Genomic DNA, 17,436 nt, shown 5'->3' with positions numbered 1-17,436 from the left:
TAAACCCGGCACGCACCATGGCCGGAAATTGGGGAAATTATAATCGGCACATATGACCGCCCTCACTATTATTGTGCTCGTTGATCCCCGATGGCCCGACCAGATCCCCTTGGGGATCATCCCCTATCTTTATGGGGTGGGGTCATCCCGCCTGGAAGTAACCCCGGACATTCCCGCCGCGGCCCGCGACCACTACCACCAGCTCGCTGCCCTACCAGCACCATCATTGTCGCAGCCGGTGGCGCGGCTCGTTATCACCAGCGATGACGCCGACCCGCGGCTGACGGAACCCGCCAAAACCGCAGAGGAAACCACAACCCGCATTTTTCGGGCCCCCAGCCGGGATGACCCCACCTGGCAGGCGCAAAACATTATGCGGCGCGCCCTCACGGTGGGGGAGTGGGAGCGGGAACAAACCCACGAAACCCTCCTTCCCTATTTGCGGGAGGAAACCACCGAGCTGGCCGAGGCCATCACCACCCGAGCCGACGATGCGGAACTCATGGCGGAGCTAGGGGATGTGCTCCTCCAGGTGCTGTTTCACGCGGAGATTGCGGCGCGCCGGGGCGCGTTTGATTTCGGTGATGTGGTGGGGAGTTTCATTGGGAAAATGCGACGTCGTTCCCCCTATTTATTTGATGGGACTACCTCGGTGGTGCCGCAATCGGAACAGAAACGACTGTGGGAATTGGGTAAACATGTGGAGGGGCGACGCGTAAGTAAGGGGCAGTAAGTGCCGGTAGGGGATGGGGTTGGGGATAACCCTGAGCCTGGCTTGCCCTAAGGAAAAGTTAGGTAATATCAGTCGCCATGGGTTCAATAGGTGGAGTTCGCAGAGTTGCTGGTTGTGGTTGCGGCGTCGTGTTGGCAGTCATCATGGTAGTGGCGTTTGTGGGGTGGAGCATGTCTTTGTTGGAGGGCAGCTCACCGATTCGAGAGCTGAAACCGGTGCCCCGGGATGTGCCACCGGCTCGGGCCGCGGAGGTCCCACAGATCGACCTGAATGCGGCTGGCAGGACTTCGAACCAGCTTGCCGAGTGGGCGGCGCCGATTGCGGCAGACACGTCGATAAGCGAAGCGGCGGTGCAGGCGTATGGGAATGCGGAGCTGATCGCGGCACAGTCGTGGCCGGGATGCCACCTGTCGTGGGGAACCCTGGCGGGCATTGGGTATGTGGAAACCCGGCACGGCACCTATACGGGTACATTATTTAATGCCCGCAAGATTGACGACAACGGGTATGTGCTCCCGGCGATCATTGGGGTGCCGTTGGATGGTTCGCCGGGGTTCGCCGAGATTAAAGACACGGACCAGGGCAAGATGGACGGTGATAAGGAATACGATCGAGCGGTGGGGCCGATGCAGTTTATCCCTACGTCGTGGGAAAAATACGGTCGGGATGCCAATGGTGACGGGGTGGCGGATCCGAACCAGATTGATGACGCAGCACTAGCGGCAGCGAACCTGCTATGTGATGGTCGTGATCTTGCTACTGCCGAGGGATGGAAGCAGGCAATAGGCTCGTATAATAGTTCCGACGAATATTTAGCGAATGTGCGTAACGCTGCGGCGTCATATGCGCTGCGGCAGCCAGCGTTTTAACTTGCTTGACGACGCCCAAGTCTGTGGTGAAAATCTCATTTGGGGGGAATGATGTGATGTGTCACGTGCTCCTGTGTAAATGTTCACTATATCTCACCCACATGAGCGTGTTTTTGTTGGCATAATTGTACGTGTGGCGTGAGTTTTTGGTCGAATCAAAAACAACCAAACATTTTTACGCTTGAAATTGTATTTACAGCACACCTCATACAGGTAGGAGATTCACTGTGGCTGATATCATGCACGTTTTTGCCCGCGAGATCCTGGATTCCCGTGGTAACCCCACCGTTGAAGCGGAAGTTCACCTAGATGACTTCTCCGTGGGTATCGCCGGTGTTCCCTCGGGTGCATCCACCGGTGTTCACGAGGCACACGAACTTCGGGACGGTGGGGATCGCTACCAAGGCAAGGGCGTCCTAGAGGCCGTGAAGCACGTCAACAACGAAATTGCCGATAAAATTGTCGGCTTCGAAGCCGACGACCAGCGGGTTATTGATCAAACCCTGATTGAGCTCGATGGCACGGAAAACAAGTCCAAGCTGGGCGCTAATGCCATCCTGGGCGTGTCCATGGCCGTGGCCAAGGCAGCCGCCGAGTCCTCCAACCTGCCGCTCTATCGCTACATTGGTGGCCCGAATGCCCACCTCCTGCCCGTGCCCATGATGAACATCGTCAACGGTGGCGCACACGCCGACTCCGGCGTGGATGTGCAGGAATTCATGATTGCCCCGATTGGTGCCGAAACCTTCGCTGAGGCTCTTCGCCTGGGCGCCGAGGTGTACCACTCCTTGAAGTCCGTGGTGAAGTCCAAGGGCCTGTCCACCGGCCTGGGTGACGAGGGCGGCTTCGCTCCCTCCGTCGGCTCCACCAAGGAAGCCCTCGACCTGATTGTTGAGGCCATCAAGAAGGCCGGCCTGGAGCCCGGCAAGGACATTGCTCTCGCTCTCGACGTTGCCTCCTCCGAATTCTATAAGGATGGCAAGTACCACTTCGAAGGCGGCGAGCATACCGCCGAGGAAATGGTGAAGGTATATGAAGACCTCATCAGCAGCTATCCGATCGTCTCCATCGAGGACCCGCTGCAGGAAGATGACTGGGAAGGCTACACCAATCTGACCGCCAAGATTGGCGACCGGGTGCAGATCGTAGGCGACGACTTCTTCGTCACCAACCCCGCCCGCCTGGCTAAGGGCATTGAGGAGAAGGCCGCCAACGCCCTCTTGGTGAAGGTGAACCAGATCGGTACCCTCACCGAAACCTTCGACGCCGTGGACCTGGCACACCGTGCCGGCTACCGTACCATGATGTCGCACCGTTCCGGTGAGACCGAGGACACCACCATTGCCGACCTCGCTGTGGCCCTGGGCTGCGGCCAGATCAAGACCGGCGCCCCGGCCCGGTCCGAGCGGGTGGCCAAGTACAACCGGTTGCTGCGTATTGAACTGGAGCTGGGCACCGCCGCCGTCTATGCCGGCCGTTCCGCTTTCCCTCGGTTCAAGGGCTAAAATAGCGTTGTGATTCCTTTCTAACTAGTGGGTCACATCTCCCTAACGCCGCATCACCAGCTACGTGATGCGGCGTTAATGTGTTTCCGATAATTTAGTCAATGTCACGACGTTTGACACCGAGTGGCTGCCTAGACTGCGTCGAATTATTGGCTACCATATAACACCTATGGCAAGGAAAACTCGGCGAAGCGTTCCCATCGAAAACCGTGTGCAGACCGAAAAACCCGCCAAGCTGCGGCTACCCCGGGTGCACCTCGGATACGTTCCGCTGCTGTTTATCGTCACGGTCACCATCATGGTGCTGGTGATGATTACCGTCCCACTGCGGAACTATATGGAGCAGCGGGCGGAAATCGCCCGGCTGGATGCGTCGATAAGCGAATTGCAAAACCGGAAAACCCAAATCGAAACCGACCTGGAAAAATACCACTCCAAGGAATATATTAAGGAACAAGCCAGGCGGCGGCTGGGGGTCATCGAACCGGGGGAGACTGCGTTCCGCATCATTGACCCCGATGCGGAGACCAAAAACCACACCGAGACGCCGCAGGCCACCGAGACCACCCCCGCCTGGTACACCACGATATGGGATTCGCTGACTATTCCCGATAACCCCGAACCGGAACAGTCGACGCCGAAAAACGACAAACTGCCACTGCAACCCCTCGCCCCGGAGGATTCCGCCGCCGAATAGGGTCGGATTGCGCCACAGAGGTTGGGAATTTGCGGGTTCGTGAGACAATGAACCCCATGGACGTAACCCCGGTACCCCCATCACCTGTATCTTCCGACGACCTTACTATTATTGCCGCCCAGCTGGGCCGCCAACCCCGCGGTGTAATAGCCATAGCCTATCGCTGTCCCGATGGTGTGCCCGGTGTGGTCACCACCTCACCCCGACTGCCCGACGGCACGCCGTTTCCCACCCTCTACTACCTGACCGACCCCCGGCTCACCGCGGAAGCCTCCCGCTTGGAGGTCGCGCACGTCATGAACTGGATGACCGATCGGCTCAATACCGACTTGGAGCTCCGCGCCGACTACCAACGCGCACACGACTACTATCTGGCCAAACGTAACGCATTGGCGGATTTGGGCACTGATTTCTCCGGCGGCGGCATGCCCGACCGGGTCAAATGTCTGCACGTGCTCATCGCCTACGCCTTGGCGGAAGGGCCGGACCATTTCCGGCTCGGCACCGAAGCCGTCGCCCTTGCCGCTGACCATGCGAACCTGCGTGGCACCGCCATACCCGCCACCTGGCCCACCTGCGCGGAGCTGGGAATCACCCTGTCCGACTTCGACTTCAGCAATGCCGAAGCGCCAAAAACACTAAACACTACCAAGGGGAAATAACTCATGGCCCGTTATGCAGCAATCGACTGCGGTACCAATTCACTCCGACTGCTGATCTCTGAAGACAATCATGGTCGCCCCAGGGAGATTGTGCGGCTCATGGAGATCGTGCGGCTGGGTCAGGGCGTGGACGCCACCGGCGAATTCGCCCCTGAGGCGTTGGAGCGCACCCGGAAGGTGCTCACCAAATACGTGGACCTCATGCAGCAGGAGCGAGTACAGGATGTGCGCATGGTTGCTACCTCCGCCACCCGTGATGCCCGCAACAAGGACGAGTTTTTCGCTATGACCGCCGAGCTATTGGGCCAGATCCGCCCGGGGGCGCGCGCCCAGGTGATTACCGGGGAGGAAGAAGCAAAACTGAGTTTTATCGGCGCGGTGGCGTACCTCAGCAAGGAACAGGGCCCGTTTTGTGTCATTGACCTGGGCGGCGGCTCCACCGAGTTTGTGGTGGGGGTTGCCGGCGGTCAGCTTTTGGGATCCTATTCCTCCCAGATGGGGTGCGTGCGGATTTCGGAACGCATCATGCAATCCGACCCGCCTACCCCCGAAGAGGTGGAGGCGGCGCGGCAGTATGTTGCGGAACGCTTGGCAGAGGTGCAAGAGATCGTGCCGATCGCATCGGCGAAAACGTTTGTGGGTTGTGCCGGCACGTTTACTACCATTGCCGCACTGGTGTTGGGGCTGGAGAAATACGAGCCCAAGGCCATTCACGACTGTCATCTTCGGTTTGATGGGTTGCGGGCGCTCACCCGCGAATTGATTTCGATTACCTCCGCGGAGCGGCGCGCTAATCCGGTGATTCACCCTGGCCGCGCCGATGTGATCGCCGGTGGGGCAGTGGTGGTTGATGGCATCGTGGACATGATTACCGAGCAGACCAAGGTGCGGGAGATCGTCATCTCCGAAATGGATATTCTTGATGGCATCGTTGCAGAATTAATTGATGAATCTAAAAAGAACTAGGCTAATAAATAGAGAATTGTAGATAATGGTAGAGTGGCTATTTCCGCAGCGTAATGCCCTAAAAATCGCCAATCGTCCAGCTTCAGTTTCGCTTTATCCCCAGCGTCGATTACAATGTCCTCATTGCCCCCATAGCCCAATCGGCAGAGGCAGTTGACTTAAAATCAATTCAGTGTGGGTTCGAGTCCCACTGGGGGCATTGATAGCGCATAAAGGTATCCCCGGCGTCGGCTGGGGATATTTGCTTGTCGACGTGTTTCTGGCGCCGGTGAGGCACAGATGCTGTTAGCCAAAAGTACTGGTCAACGCCCTAACCTTTGACGCTGCTAAAACCACCAAATGACGCTTTCACCATGGGCTTTGATGAGCGTACTATGTGGGTTAACGCTTTCGAGGAAACCTCGTAATAGTTTTACAACTAGAACTATAGCCAAAAGTTGGTTTTTAGCTTGGGTTTTACCATGCACATGCAACTACACGGTAACTCACAGGGACTTGACAGGTAGGCTATATCGCTCTTCCAGAAAGGAACATTACATTACTTAAGTAGTTACAGCGAGACGGAAAAAGTTGTGACGAACAAGAAAGCCAGACCCCCTTTCAAGCAAGGAGCATCCCATGAGCGTTCTCACCGCAGAAGCAATCTTCAATCCCTTCGTGGAATTGGAAACCGTTGACCTTTATTCCCGCGACCTGGACACCGCTGACGTGTACTACCTGGGCGACATGAACCCCTATGATAGCGGTTCTTCCCTCTATGTGCGACAGCGATCCGAACCGCGCGTGGTAGAGCACACGGTCACCAGCTTGCGGCCTCGCACTCGTGGGACTGCTCCGGAACACCTAGCAGGGAGGGTGCGTCACCGCTAAAATCACAGAGCCAAAAATTCATGTTTCTCCTTGAAAGAGGATGACGTTTAAAGAAAATCCCCAACAACTTTCTTTAAATGCATTCTTCTCCTCCATCTTTCTCCTTCTTTCTCCTTCAGTTTTTCCTTTCCTTCTCTCTTCTTCTCTTTCTCTTTAATCGGATAACGACCTTCCCGGTCCCAACACAAAATAATCACCCCCAACACGATTATTTTGCGGCGAGGGTCACCAAGCCGAATAAAGTATCTTCGAATGACATTGACAGGTGAAGGCCACAAGCCTTCACAACCTTCTTTCCCAGTTTGTGCATAAGGCCCGTTACCATTGTTCTTGCTCGCAATGGTGGCGGGCATTACGCATGCGTGGGGTCTGATTTCGTCCGAGGCAGGCGGTCGATACCCCGAACCCCAGCGGCCCCAAGTGGCGAAATAATAACGGGTTTTTACGCATAAAATGATGTGATGATCGACACGTGGCCGGGGGTAGGGGTGTGAAACAATCCCAGTTGGTTGCGGATTTTCCCGTTTGTACCTCGCTAGAATTGATGATTACAACATGCCAAGAGATTGAAATTCTGCACCACACAAGGTACATAGTTAGGGTGTGCTCAATTCGAGGAAGGTCGACCCATAAGCTTATGAATTCTTCAGCACTGACCAACACTGTGACATCCACGCTCTTTTGGTGCCATAGTGGCACCGCGATCGTGAACGCCCCCGACCGCATTATCTCCGTGCTTGCCGGCGACCTGGTTATTGCCCCAGCCGGTGCCTTTATCACCAGCTCCGGGGCCGCCGGCCACGACAGGGGTGCCACGGGGGTAGTTATCCCCATTAGCTTCCCCGGGATGAAAATCACCGGCGCTACCCGCCGCATGCACTTGGGGCAGGTGTGGTCCGACCGTATGATTAGCGAATATTCCCGCAGCATGCTGGGGGAATCCGAACTGAGCGCCGATATCATGAAGCTTTTCGACGACCGGGCCAAGCCCCCGAAAATGCCCACCGCCCCCGCAGCGTTGGCCGTCGCAAAGCAATTGCAGGCGAACCCGGCCGACCCGACCTCGCTCATTGACTTCGCTAAGCGGCAGCATGTGAGCTCCCGAACCCTGCAACGCCAATTCCAGGCCACCACCGACTACACCTTCAGCGAATGGCGGGCCGCTTATCGGGTGTCTGTCGCCGCCGACCTGTTGTCGCACCAATTCACCATCACCAATGTGGCATCCATGGTGGGATTCGACGCCACCAGCAGCCTGACTAGGGCGTTTAAACGGCATACCGGTACCACGCCGTCCTCGTTCACCACGGGCGCCGTCGGCATGGGGGCAGCGGGGGTAGCTCCGCAAATACCCCCGTTGACGACGTTTGCTCGGGCTGAAACCGACCAGGTGCTGTGGATCTACCGGGGCACGGCCACCGTCACCACCGCCGGCTATTGCCGATTCATGGGTGCGGGAGAAACCGTCACCATTCCCGCCGGGACCGACACCCGCCTCGACATCGCGGCCGGCTCCATTGCGCTGCCGGTACCGGTCAACTTTGATGAACGCAACGGGACGGTGGATTGGGCATTAGTGTTCGGCATGTGCGAGATGACCACACCGTTTGCCGCGCTTGAAGAGACCGAACGGAAACTTGCCGAAAAGGACCTCATTCCTACCGTCTAACATGCGCATTACGCACATAACAGTTATGCTACAAATTCTGGTTTACCGTTGAAAATGTGAGCGCGGGAACTAAAATCGCCACTGTTACGTTAAACACTATGAACACATAAAAACGTAAACAATTTTTAAACATAGTGGCTTTACCCCACCCCACGTGATCGGGTGGGGGAGCGTAATAAAACTTGACCAGAAAGGACAGTGTTTCTTCAACCATGCGTAGTAGCAATAACCCGGTGCTGAAATCACTCTCAGAAGTCCGCACCACCAACTATTACGGCGGCTATCAGCAGCAAGCCCACGACCCCTACGGTCAGTACGGTGCGCCGCAACAACCACTACAGGCCGAGCGGCCCATGACCGTGGACGATGTGGTGACCAACACGGGGATCACCCTCGGCGTCATTATCGCCCTGGCCGCGGTGAACTTCGGCATTGCCGCATTTGTCAACGTCAAGCTGTCACTGCTGTTGACCCTGATTGGTGCCATCGGTGGGCTTGTTACCGTCCTGGTGGGCACCTTCGGTAAGAAATACGGTTCCAAGGCCATCACCCTGACCTACGCGGCCTTCGAAGGCCTGTTCGTTGGCGGCATTTCCGTTGTACTCTCCGGTTTCATCGTGGGGAAGCAAAACGCGGGCCTGCTCATCGGGGAGGCCATCATCGGCACCCTGGGCGTATTCCTCGGCATGCTGTACGTGTATAAGACCGGTGCCGTCAAAGTCACCCCCCGGTTTAACCGCATCATGACCGGTGCCCTGATCGGTGTGCTCGTGCTCATGCTCGGCAACATGGTGGGTGCCATGTTCTTCGGCTTCAACCCGCTGCGGGACGGCGGCCCGATCGCCATCGCCTTCTCCCTGGTGTGCATCGTGTTGGCGGCACTCAGCTTCATCTCCGACTTCGATGTGGCCGAGCAGCTGATCCGCGAAGGCGCCCCCGCCCGCTACTCCTGGGGTGTGGCCATGGGCCTGGCGGTCACCCTGGTATGGCTGTACACCGAAATCCTGCGCCTGCTGAGCTACTTCCAATCAAGGTAACTCCTCCAAACCTGTAGGTAGGCGCCCCCGGAGGCGTCGACAAGCAAAAACCCGGCTAGGTAGATCAACCAGCCGGGTTTTTCTTGCGCCTTGTTACAGCTTCTTATTGCGCAGCGTGGCGGCCTTCACCGAATCATACGGCTCGGCAGAAACCACGGTAACGGAAATAACCTTACCGTTCGGGGCGGTGTATTCGCGGGTTTCCCCCTCGTGGGCGCCCAGGATTGCCGCACCCAGCGGAGACTGCTCGGAATAGGTCTCCAAATCCTTATTGTCGGAGGCTGCGGCACGAGTACCAATAAGGAACGTCTCCTTATTCTCCGGCTTGCCGTTATAGTACACATGCACCACGGAACCAACATGGGCCACGCCCTCAATAATGCCCGACCGTTCGGTGGTGGAATTCGCCAAAATTTCGGAAATATGTTTGATGCGGGCCTCTTCCTGGTCCTGCATCTCCCGCGCCGCATCATAGCCGGCGTTTTCCTTCAGGTCGCCTTCCTCACGCCGCTCGTTGATTTCCGCCGCCACCACCGGGCGGTGCGCAATCAAGGCATTGAGCTCTTCCTCCAGCTTAGCCTTGCTTTCCGGGGTGATATACTGCTTCTGATTCTCCACCATAATATGTTGCTATACCTTAAAACTCGTGGGCTTATCGCTTATCGACGCCGAATCTTACCACAACCAGTCACCGGCGCCGGCGCATTACCCGCTGGTCGCAGGCAGGGCACCAACCTGCTCCTCAGTCTGGTCTAAATAAAACGGGATCGTCTCCCCGCAACCATACGCGCCCCCCGCCACCGCTGGTTCCCGCGTAGTAATATCCAACTGCAACCGTTGCAGATTCTCCCCACCAGGGGAAATATACACCTCGCGGCGGCCCACCTCCGCCATGTCATAATTTAGCGCCGTCACAATGCAATAGGCGGGCGTATCCACATTCTTCCGCTTCACATCCACCCACACCCGTAGCGAATTATCGCTTATACGCTCGGAGCTGGCGAAGGTGACGTTCGTGGTCTGGTTCTCGCTGGTCTGCAAATACTTCGCCAACGCCACCGCAAACGCAATGACCAGCATCAACGCAAACACCGCCACGATTTTACTGCTGATAGTGGACTGTGGTTGGGCGGTGTGCCCATGGTATCTTGAACGGTTAGTCATGATTACTTCTTTACGAGTCAAAGCGGTGCAGAACGAAGTGACAGACACAGAAGTGTGCGGAATAGAATAATGCCCAGCATGGTTGTCTGTTAAGTATAAACATCTTAACCGATACCACCTACCATTTATGATCAACCTCAAGGAAGACCCACGTGACGCAACGACGAATCCTCGCCATCCACGCCCACCCCGACGACGAGTCCAGCAAAGGCGCAGCTACCATGGCCCGTTATGCCGACGAAGGCAACCGGGTCATGGTGCTCACCTGCACCGGTGGGGAACGCGGCGATATTCTCAACCCTGCCCTCATCGACACGCCTGGCGTGAAGGAAAACATCAAGGCCATCCGGGCCGAAGAAATGGCCGCAGCCGTCGCGGCACTCGGCGTGGAACACAAATGGCTCGGCTATATTGATTCCGGCCTGCCGCAAGGCGACCCGCTGCCGCCTCTCCCGAAAGGCAGCTTCGCCCTCGCCGACACCGACGAGGTCACCCAGAAAGTCGTGCAGGTCATCCGGGAATTCCGCCCCGAAGTCATCATCACCTACGACGAAAACGGCGGCTACCCCCACCCCGATCACCTCAAAGTCCACGAAGTATCCATGCTCGCCTGGGACCTGGCCGGGGACCCAACCTACCACCCGGAACTCGGCGAACCGTGGGAGCCCCTCAAGCTGTACTACACGCACGGATTCATCCGCCAACGCCTGCAACTATTCCACGACCTCCTCATCAAAGAAGGCAAGCCCAGCCCCTACGGGGATATTCTGCAACGGTGGAAAGCCCACCAGGGCGACATCATGCTGCGGGTCACCACCCAGGTGAATGCCGCCGACTATTTCGAACAACGCGACCAGGCCCTGCGCGCCCACGCCACCCAAATCGACCCGGCCGGCACATTCTTCGGCACCCCGGTGGAAGTGCAACAAAAAATGTGGCCCACGGAAGAATTCGAACTGGCCAAAACCCGGGTGAAAACCACCTTCCCCGAGACCGATTTACTCGCTGGGCTGGAATGATGGGCTTCTGCTAAAGTGCAGAGTGACTACTTTACAAGGTAAACGTTGGAGGATGTCGTGGTCGTCAAATCGGTCCTACTAGTAGCGCAACAAGGTGCCGGCCCGGTGGGGTCGGAATTTGGTAAAGCCTCACCCATCGGCTGGTTTGTGATCGTGGCACTGCTCGCCGCGGTGCTGTTCCTCGGGTGGGCGTTTCACCGCCGCTATAGCCGCATGAATCGGCGGCGACTCTTCGCCGAAACCCACGGGATCGACCCATTCGATGCGGAAAAACTCGACGCGGCCATGGCGGAGGCCGGGGTGTTAGACCAACGAAAGCTCGGCTGGTTCTAAGCTATTCTTAGCTGGTTTTTGGCTAACATTCGCAATCCACCATCCGCACGAAAAGAGTAAAACCGAAGTGAGTATGATTCCCCCCATTCTGCCGGCGTTACTATATCCCCTCTACGAGCGGCGATTGCTGCGGGAAATCTCCGGCGCCAAACGACCCGAACACGTCGCAATCATGTGCGACGGCAACCGTCGATGGGCGAGGGAAGCCGGGTTTATCGACGTCAGCCACGGGCATCGGGTGGGTGCGAAAAAAATTGGGGAACTTGTCTCCTGGTGCGCCGACACCGATGTGGAATTGGTTACCATTTACCTGCTCTCCACCGAAAACCTGGGGCGTGACGCCGAAGAACTTCAACTCCTGCTCGACATCATCTGTGACGTTGTTGCCGAACTCTCCGCCCCGCACCGAAACTGTCGCGTGCGACTCGTCGGGCACCTCAACCTGCTGCCCGAACACATATCCCACCGGCTCAGCGTATCCTCCGAACAAACCAAAACCAACACTGGTGTGACCGTCAACGTTGCTGTGGGCTACGGGGGGCGGCAAGAAATCGTGGACGCGGTCCGCGACTTCATCGCCAGCGAGGCGCGCGAGGGCACCACCACCACGGAACTTGTGGAAAAAGTCAGCGCCGAAGCCATCGCCTCCCACCTCTACACCTCCGGGCAACCCGACCCGGACCTGGTCATTCGCACGTCGGGAGAACAACGATTATCCGGCTTCCTTCTGTGGCAGTCGGCCTACTCGGAAATTTGGTTCACCGACACCTACTGGCCGGCCTTCCGCCGCCTCGATTTCCTGCGGGCACTGCGCGAATACTCCAAGCGCTCCCGCCGATTCGGAAAATAATCCCCAACCGTAGTAAGGACAGTTATGGACGCCCATATTCGGTACCAATCCATCTACTCCTCGTCGAAAGAATATGCGGAAAAACTTGCCGAACTCCTCACCATGCAAGACATATCCGCACAAGCATTCGACGCTGACCGTCCGGTGCCTGTCGACGACAAACCCGTGGTGATTTTCAGCTATGTTCACGGACCGGTCATCCCCGCGGCCAAACTTGCCACCCGCATCAGCACCGAATCACCCCTCGGGCGAAACATTGCCGCCGTCGCGGTGGGCATGACCCCCATTGAATCTGCCAAGGCCAAAGACCAAATGTGCTCCATGGTGCCGGACACCTGCACCAGGTTTTACGTTCCCGGCCGGCTCAACTATTCCACTGTGCAACCCGGTCACAAGGCCATCCTCACCTCGATCGTTACCGCGCTGAAACTGAAACCCGGAAAATCCCCCGCCGAACAAGCCCTGGTGGCGGGCTATAACAAAGACATCGACGGCATTGACTTCAGCTACCTTGACCCCATCGTGTCCTGGGTTACTGCGGGCTGATCCCACCATTGGGCGTCGCAAAGCGGCAGCCAACGATCAAAGCTTGCGCATGCGCACCCGCTGCACCGAATGGTCGGAACGCTTCGTCAACACCAACGATGCCCGCACCCGCGTGGGGAGAATATTCTCCACCAGGTTCGGCAGATTAATCGTCTGCCAAATATGCCGCGCCTTCTGCGCCGCCGCGCTATCCGGCAACTGGGCGTAATGGGAAAAATGCGCATCCGGCTCCCGGAACGCGGTGGCGCGCAACTCCAAAAACCGCTCAATATACCAACGCTCAATATCTTCCGTGCGCGCATCCACATACACCGAAAAATCAAACAAATCAGAAATCACCAGGGTAGGGCCGGTTTGCAACACATTCAACCCCTCAACGATGAGAATGTCCGGCCGGTTCACCGTAATAAACTCGTTCGGCACCCGGTCGTAGAGTGTGTGCGAATACACCGGCGCCTGCACATTCGGCCTGCCCGATTTCACATCCGTCACAAACCGCAACAATGCCCGCTGATCGTAGCTTTCCGGAAACCCCTTCCGGCTCATGAGCCCCCGCTTCCGCAGCTGCGCGCCGGGGTACAGAAACCCGTCGGTTGTGACCAAATCCACATGCGGATGGCTGGGCCACCGCTGCAATAACACCTGCAAGAGGCGGGCCGTGGTGGATTTTCCCACCGCCACCGAACCCGCCACCCCAATCACAAACGGTACATGCTGCGGGTTTTCGCCCAAAAACGTTTCAGTTGTTGCGGTCAGCTCCTGCCGCGCCTGAATCTGCAAGTGAATCAACCGGCTGAGCGGCAAATAAACGTCGGCAACCTCGGCCAAATCAATGGATTCCCCAATGCCTCGAATCTTTTCCAGATCATCCTCCGTGAGCACTTGCGGGAAAGAATTACGGAGTCCACTCCAGGCGCGCCTATCAAAATCTAGATAGGGGCTGGAAACATTAGGGCGGGTCATATCACTTATTCTGCCAACAGCTCGTGGCGGGACACAAAGAACCTCATGAGGAGCTATCCCAGGAAACCCACCCTGCCGCTTATCAACCCACGCAATATTAGCCGGTAACGCGCAGCGTGATCCATTAAACTATTCTTAAACCTTCCACAATCGAAAACCGCATGATTGGAGCGCGATTGACCGTGACAGACGACATCCAATACCAGCCACTAGCAGAATTTGACCCGGATGTGGCGGCAGCAATCGCCGGCGAACTAGGTCGCCAACGCGCCACCCTGGAAATGATTGCCTCGGAAAATTTCGTGCCCCGCAGCGTTCTCCAAGCCCAGGGCTCCGTTTTCACCAATAAATACGCCGAGGGCTACCCGGGCCGCCGCTACTATGGTGGCTGCGAAAACTCCGACATAGTAGAAAACCTGGCCCGCGACCGTGCGAAAGCCCTCTTCGGCGCCGAATTTGCCAATGTGCAGCCGCACGCCGGCGCCCAAGCCAATGCTGCCGTGCTCATGGCGCTCGCCAACCCGGGCGATAAAATCATGGGCCTGTCCCTCGCCCACGGCGGCCACCTCACCCACGGTATGCGCCTGAACTTTTCCGGGAAGCTCTACCAGGTGGTCGCCTACGAAGTAGACCCCACCACCTTCCGTATCGACATGGACCGAGTGCGGGAGCAGGCCCTGGCCGAACGGCCGCAGGTGATTATCGCCGGCTGGTCCGCCTACCCGCGCCACCAGGATTTTGCGGCCTTCCGCGCCATCGCCGACGAGGTGGGGGCGAAACTGTGGGTGGACATGGCCCACTTCGCCGGCCTAGTCGCCGCCGGCCTGCACCCCAGCCCCATCCCGCACGCCGATGTCGTGTCGACCACCGTGCATAAAACCCTGGGCGGGCCCCGCTCCGGCATGATCCTCGCCAAGCAGGAATACGCTAAGGCCATTAACTCCGCGGTCTTCCCCGGCCAGCAGGGTGGTCCGCTCATGCACGCCATTGCCGCCAAGGCCGTGGCCATGAAGATTGCCGCCACCGACCAGTTTAGGCAGCGCCAGCAGCGCACCCTCGACGGCGCCCACATCCTGGCGGAGCGGCTCACCGCAGCCGACTGCCAGGCCGCCGGCATTGGCGTGCTCACCGGCGGGACCGATGTGCACCTGGCCCTCGTCGACCTGCGGAACTCGCAACTCGACGGTAAACAAGCCGAAGACCTACTGCACGAGGTGGGCATCACCGTCAACCGCAATGCCGTGCCCTTCGACCCCCGGCCACCGATGGTGACCTCCGGGCTGCGCATCGGCACACCCGCGCTGGCCACCCGCGGTTTCGACGCTGCCGCCTTCACCGAAGTCGCCGACATCATTGCCGAAGCCCTCACCAACGCCACGGCGGTACCAGATTTGCAGGCCCGGGTTGCGAAACTGGCCGACGCTTTCCCGCTCTACGACGGATTGGAAGACTGGCGCCTGATATAAAACCCGAAAAATCTTTGCTACTCACCCATTCATCGTCTAACCTTTGGGTTTGTGCGCATCTTAGTCATTGATCACCAGGATTCGTTCACTTTCAACCTGGTTTCTTACCTAGAGGACCTGGTTGGCCAACGCCCCACAGTGGTCAACCATGACGAAAAACTCAGCATTGAATTCATCGCCAGCTTTGATGCAGTGATCTTTTCCCCCGGCCCCGGCAGGGCGGACAACCCGGTGGACATCGGCAACACCCTCAACATCATCAAGCTTGCCGACGTCCCTATGCTGGGCGTATGCCTCGGGCACCAAGCTCTCGCCCAGGCGTGGGGTGGCGGTACCGACTATGCCCCCGAACCCGTGCACGGCCAAACCGTGTGGGTCTACCACGACGGTGTTGGCCTATTCGCCGGCCTCCCCAGCCCCCTGGAAGTGGTCCGCTATCATTCACTCATTGCTGAACCAATACCCGACTCCCTGGTGGTGACCGCTAGAACCATTGACGGCATCCCCATGGCCATGGCCCACAAGGAGCTACCACAATGGGGGGTGCAGTTTCACCCAGAATCCGTTGGCGGTTTCGACGGACACCGACTCCTCCAAAACTTCCTCGGCATGGCCGCCCGCCGCGGCGGCGTGAGCTTCCAGCTGCGGCAAGCCCCCAAAGTGCCAGCCCCGCCGAAACCAACCCCGAAATGGCACGCGAATGTGCTCACCATTGACAAGTCAGTGAACACGGCCACAATCTACCGCAATCTGTTTGCCCGCTCCTACACGAGTTTCTGGCTGGATGCCAGCGATAATGACCATGCGGATGGGCGGGTGAGCTACCTGGGGGACACCACGGGACCGTATGCGATGACAATGATGCACAACGTGGGTCGGGGGGACGTGCTCGACCAATTAGAGTGGGTGCTCAACACGCATGTGGGGGACACCAGCGCCCTCGACCACCTGGATTTAGGGTTCAAGCTGGGGTGGGTGGGGTATCTCGGCTATGAGCTCAAAGCGGAGTGCGGGGCGGATCGGGCACACACATCACCATACCCGGACATGTCATTGCTGTTTGCGGATCGGGCGGTTGCGGTGGATCACCACCAGAACCAGGTGCATTTGATGTGGCTCACGGGGGCGGATGAGCCGAGCAACCAGGAGCAGATGCAGTGGGTGGCCGAGGCCGTGGAGGCGATTTGTTCACCACGGAAGCGGCTCAAGCGGCGGGAGCACCCCATGCGGGTAACAAAGCTGAAGGCCCGAGCCGGCTACGACCAATATTTGTCGGACATCAACGAGTGCATCGACCGGATTTATGCCGGCGACAGCTATGAGATTTGCTTGACCAATAAGATTACGGCCCGGGGCAATATTGACGTGGTGTCATCATATTTGCAGCTGCGGGAGGAGAATCCCAGCCCGTTTGGGGCGTTGCTGCGGTTTGGGGATGTCGCGGTCATGTCGACGTCGCCGGAACGGTTTTTGCGGGTGGATGCCGCGGGCATGATTGAGTCGCGGCCGATCAAAGGGACCCGGGTTCGGGGGGAGACCGCGGAGGAGGATGAGCTGCTGCGGGAGGATTTAGCAACGAACCCTAAGGATCGGGCGGAGAACCTGATGATCGTCGATTTGGTTCGCAATGACTTAGCGCACGTGGCCCAACCCGGCACCGTCCGCGCCGAACCAATGTTCGAAGTTGAGACGTTTTCGACGGTACACCAATTAATTAGCACGGTCACTGCGGAGCTGCGGGGCGACAAGACCCGGGTGGATCTCATCCGCTCCAGCTTCCCGGGCGGGTCCATGACGGGGGCGCCGAAGATCAGGACGATGCAGATCATTGATGCGATCGAAGGGGAGGCTCGGGGTATCTACTCGGGCGCGTTGGGGTATTTCGGGGTTGATGGGGCCATGGACTTGTCCATGGTGATCCGCTCAATCATTGTTGATGGTGATTCGCTGTCGTATGGGGTGGGGGGCGCGATTTTGGCCCTGTCGGACCCGGAGACCGAATACCAGGAGATCATGACGAAGACGGTGCCGCTGCTGGACCTCACCAACCAGGATTTCCCGACCGGATAACAGGTGGGTTGGTGATC

Annotated in this window: 19 protein-coding genes and 1 tRNA gene; 16 read left to right on the top strand and 4 right to left on the bottom strand. The window is 58.0% G+C overall.

Features of this window, described 5'->3' with window-relative positions; all coding sequences use genetic code 11:
- The first annotated feature begins 52 nt into the window (after positions 1–52).
- From HBA49_RS08015 to HBA49_RS07980, 8 genes are all read left to right on the top strand, one after another.
- Complete coding sequence (locus HBA49_RS08015; protein ID WP_005527088.1) at positions 53–733, top strand: MazG nucleotide pyrophosphohydrolase domain-containing protein; 681 nt, start codon at positions 53–55, stop codon at positions 731–733.
- Between the two features lie 77 nt (positions 734–810).
- On the top strand, positions 811–1,602 hold the full coding sequence (locus HBA49_RS08010) for a lytic transglycosylase domain-containing protein (RefSeq protein WP_034996146.1): 792 nt from the start codon (positions 811–813) through the stop codon (positions 1,600–1,602).
- Between the two features lie 227 nt (positions 1,603–1,829).
- Positions 1,830–3,107, top strand: a complete 1,278-nt coding sequence (gene eno, locus HBA49_RS08005; protein WP_005527313.1) for a phosphopyruvate hydratase — start codon at positions 1,830–1,832, stop codon at positions 3,105–3,107.
- A 169-nt stretch (positions 3,108–3,276) separates the two neighbouring features.
- Positions 3,277–3,804: an FtsB family cell division protein gene (locus tag HBA49_RS08000; RefSeq protein WP_005523583.1), complete on the top strand. Its 528-nt coding sequence runs from the start codon at positions 3,277–3,279 to the stop codon at positions 3,802–3,804.
- Between the two features lie 56 nt (positions 3,805–3,860).
- A complete protein-coding gene (locus tag HBA49_RS07995; RefSeq protein ID WP_034996141.1) occupies positions 3,861–4,466 on the top strand; it encodes a DUF501 domain-containing protein in 606 nt (201 codons plus the stop codon).
- A 3-nt stretch (positions 4,467–4,469) separates the two neighbouring features.
- On the top strand, positions 4,470–5,432 hold the full coding sequence (locus HBA49_RS07990; RefSeq protein ID WP_005527548.1) for a Ppx/GppA phosphatase family protein: 963 nt from the start codon (positions 4,470–4,472) through the stop codon (positions 5,430–5,432).
- A 125-nt stretch (positions 5,433–5,557) separates the two neighbouring features.
- A tRNA-Leu gene (locus HBA49_RS07985) sits at positions 5,558–5,631 on the top strand.
- A gap of 419 nt (positions 5,632–6,050) precedes the next feature.
- Positions 6,051–6,302, top strand: coding sequence for a hypothetical protein (locus HBA49_RS07980; RefSeq protein ID WP_005523576.1), 252 nt, complete (start codon positions 6,051–6,053; stop codon positions 6,300–6,302).
- A 47-nt stretch (positions 6,303–6,349) separates the two neighbouring features.
- Here the strand turns inward: HBA49_RS07980 and HBA49_RS07975 are convergent, their stop codons facing one another.
- Complete coding sequence (locus tag HBA49_RS07975) at positions 6,350–6,655, bottom strand: hypothetical protein (protein ID WP_146743676.1); 306 nt, start codon at positions 6,653–6,655, stop codon at positions 6,350–6,352.
- Positions 6,656–6,939: 284 nt separating this feature from the next.
- Here HBA49_RS07975 and HBA49_RS07970 point away from each other — a divergent pair, with 284 nt between their 5' ends.
- Both HBA49_RS07970 and HBA49_RS07965 read left to right on the top strand, forming a co-directional pair.
- Entirely contained in the window at positions 6,940–7,971 is a 1,032-nt protein-coding gene (locus tag HBA49_RS07970; protein WP_005527073.1) for an AraC family transcriptional regulator, read from the top strand.
- A gap of 212 nt (positions 7,972–8,183) precedes the next feature.
- Positions 8,184–9,008 carry a Bax inhibitor-1/YccA family protein gene (locus tag HBA49_RS07965; protein WP_005527267.1) on the top strand — a complete coding sequence of 275 codons (825 nt, stop codon included), beginning with the start codon at positions 8,184–8,186 and terminating at the stop codon, positions 9,006–9,008.
- A 93-nt stretch (positions 9,009–9,101) separates the two neighbouring features.
- Here the strand turns inward: HBA49_RS07965 and greA are convergent, their stop codons facing one another.
- Positions 9,102–9,629: a transcription elongation factor GreA gene (gene greA / locus HBA49_RS07960; RefSeq protein WP_005523566.1), complete on the bottom strand. Its 528-nt coding sequence runs from the start codon at positions 9,627–9,629 to the stop codon at positions 9,102–9,104.
- An 84-nt stretch (positions 9,630–9,713) separates the two neighbouring features.
- Positions 9,714–10,172 (bottom strand): DUF4307 domain-containing protein, encoded by a 459-nt coding sequence (locus HBA49_RS07955; RefSeq protein ID WP_005526984.1) that lies wholly within the window; start codon positions 10,170–10,172, stop codon positions 9,714–9,716.
- Positions 10,173–10,324: 152 nt separating this feature from the next.
- Between HBA49_RS07955 and mca the strand changes: the two genes are divergently transcribed.
- The 4 genes from mca (at position 10,325) to HBA49_RS07935 (ending at position 12,920) form a co-directional block, all read left to right on the top strand.
- Positions 10,325–11,191 carry a mycothiol conjugate amidase Mca gene (gene mca / locus HBA49_RS07950; RefSeq protein WP_005523560.1) on the top strand — a complete coding sequence of 289 codons (867 nt, stop codon included), beginning with the start codon at positions 10,325–10,327 and terminating at the stop codon, positions 11,189–11,191.
- A gap of 45 nt (positions 11,192–11,236) precedes the next feature.
- Positions 11,237–11,524 carry a hypothetical protein gene (locus HBA49_RS07945; protein ID WP_005527550.1) on the top strand — a complete coding sequence of 96 codons (288 nt, stop codon included), beginning with the start codon at positions 11,237–11,239 and terminating at the stop codon, positions 11,522–11,524.
- A gap of 73 nt (positions 11,525–11,597) precedes the next feature.
- Positions 11,598–12,374 (top strand): isoprenyl transferase, encoded by a 777-nt coding sequence (locus tag HBA49_RS07940; protein WP_005527205.1) that lies wholly within the window; start codon positions 11,598–11,600, stop codon positions 12,372–12,374.
- Positions 12,375–12,398: 24 nt separating this feature from the next.
- Positions 12,399–12,920 carry an NADPH-dependent FMN reductase family protein gene (locus HBA49_RS07935; protein ID WP_005526964.1) on the top strand — a complete coding sequence of 174 codons (522 nt, stop codon included), beginning with the start codon at positions 12,399–12,401 and terminating at the stop codon, positions 12,918–12,920.
- Between the two features lie 36 nt (positions 12,921–12,956).
- Here the strand turns inward: HBA49_RS07935 and coaA are convergent, their stop codons facing one another.
- Positions 12,957–13,883: a type I pantothenate kinase gene (gene coaA, locus HBA49_RS07930; RefSeq protein ID WP_005527495.1), complete on the bottom strand. Its 927-nt coding sequence runs from the start codon at positions 13,881–13,883 to the stop codon at positions 12,957–12,959.
- 182 nt (positions 13,884–14,065) lie between these two features.
- Between coaA and glyA the strand changes: the two genes are divergently transcribed.
- Both glyA and pabB read left to right on the top strand, forming a co-directional pair.
- Positions 14,066–15,349 carry a serine hydroxymethyltransferase gene (glyA, locus tag HBA49_RS07925; protein ID WP_005527375.1) on the top strand — a complete coding sequence of 428 codons (1,284 nt, stop codon included), beginning with the start codon at positions 14,066–14,068 and terminating at the stop codon, positions 15,347–15,349.
- Between the two features lie 51 nt (positions 15,350–15,400).
- Positions 15,401–17,419, top strand: a complete 2,019-nt coding sequence (gene pabB, locus HBA49_RS07920) for an aminodeoxychorismate synthase component I (RefSeq protein WP_005526979.1) — start codon at positions 15,401–15,403, stop codon at positions 17,417–17,419.
- Positions 17,420–17,436: the final 17 nt, after the last annotated feature.

Origin of the sequence: Corynebacterium matruchotii (assembly GCF_011612265.2) — a bacterium.
Lineage (GTDB): Bacteria > Actinomycetota > Actinomycetes > Mycobacteriales > Mycobacteriaceae > Corynebacterium > Corynebacterium matruchotii.
The sequence above is the reverse complement of the archived record's forward strand: the minus strand, read 5'-3'. Positions and strand labels throughout refer to the sequence as shown.

Bases quoted from the DNA above. Each gene is read 5' to 3' on its own strand.
- HBA49_RS08010 (WP_034996146.1), top strand. From the start codon at position 811: ATGGGTTCAATAGGTGGAGTTCGCAGAGTTGCTGGTTGTGGTTGCGGC.
- HBA49_RS07995 (WP_034996141.1), top strand. From the start codon at position 3,861: ATGGACGTAACCCCGGTACCCCCATCACCTGTATCTTCCGACGACCTT.
- HBA49_RS07935 (WP_005526964.1), top strand. From the start codon at position 12,399: ATGGACGCCCATATTCGGTACCAATCCATCTACTCCTCGTCGAAAGAA.
- HBA49_RS07970 (WP_005527073.1), top strand. From the start codon at position 6,940: ATGAATTCTTCAGCACTGACCAACACTGTGACATCCACGCTCTTTTGG.
- coaA (WP_005527495.1), bottom strand. From the start codon at position 13,883: ATGACCCGCCCTAATGTTTCCAGCCCCTATCTAGATTTTGATAGGCGC.
- HBA49_RS07980 (WP_005523576.1), top strand. From the start codon at position 6,051: ATGAGCGTTCTCACCGCAGAAGCAATCTTCAATCCCTTCGTGGAATTG.
- HBA49_RS07940 (WP_005527205.1), top strand. From the start codon at position 11,598: ATGATTCCCCCCATTCTGCCGGCGTTACTATATCCCCTCTACGAGCGG.
- HBA49_RS08000 (WP_005523583.1), top strand. From the start codon at position 3,277: ATGGCAAGGAAAACTCGGCGAAGCGTTCCCATCGAAAACCGTGTGCAG.
- HBA49_RS07975 (WP_146743676.1), bottom strand. From the start codon at position 6,655: ATGCCCGCCACCATTGCGAGCAAGAACAATGGTAACGGGCCTTATGCA.
- HBA49_RS07965 (WP_005527267.1), top strand. From the start codon at position 8,184: ATGCGTAGTAGCAATAACCCGGTGCTGAAATCACTCTCAGAAGTCCGC.
- HBA49_RS08015 (WP_005527088.1), top strand. From the start codon at position 53: ATGACCGCCCTCACTATTATTGTGCTCGTTGATCCCCGATGGCCCGAC.
- HBA49_RS07990 (WP_005527548.1), top strand. From the start codon at position 4,470: ATGGCCCGTTATGCAGCAATCGACTGCGGTACCAATTCACTCCGACTG.
- greA (WP_005523566.1), bottom strand. From the start codon at position 9,629: ATGGTGGAGAATCAGAAGCAGTATATCACCCCGGAAAGCAAGGCTAAG.
- HBA49_RS07955 (WP_005526984.1), bottom strand. From the start codon at position 10,172: ATGACTAACCGTTCAAGATACCATGGGCACACCGCCCAACCACAGTCC.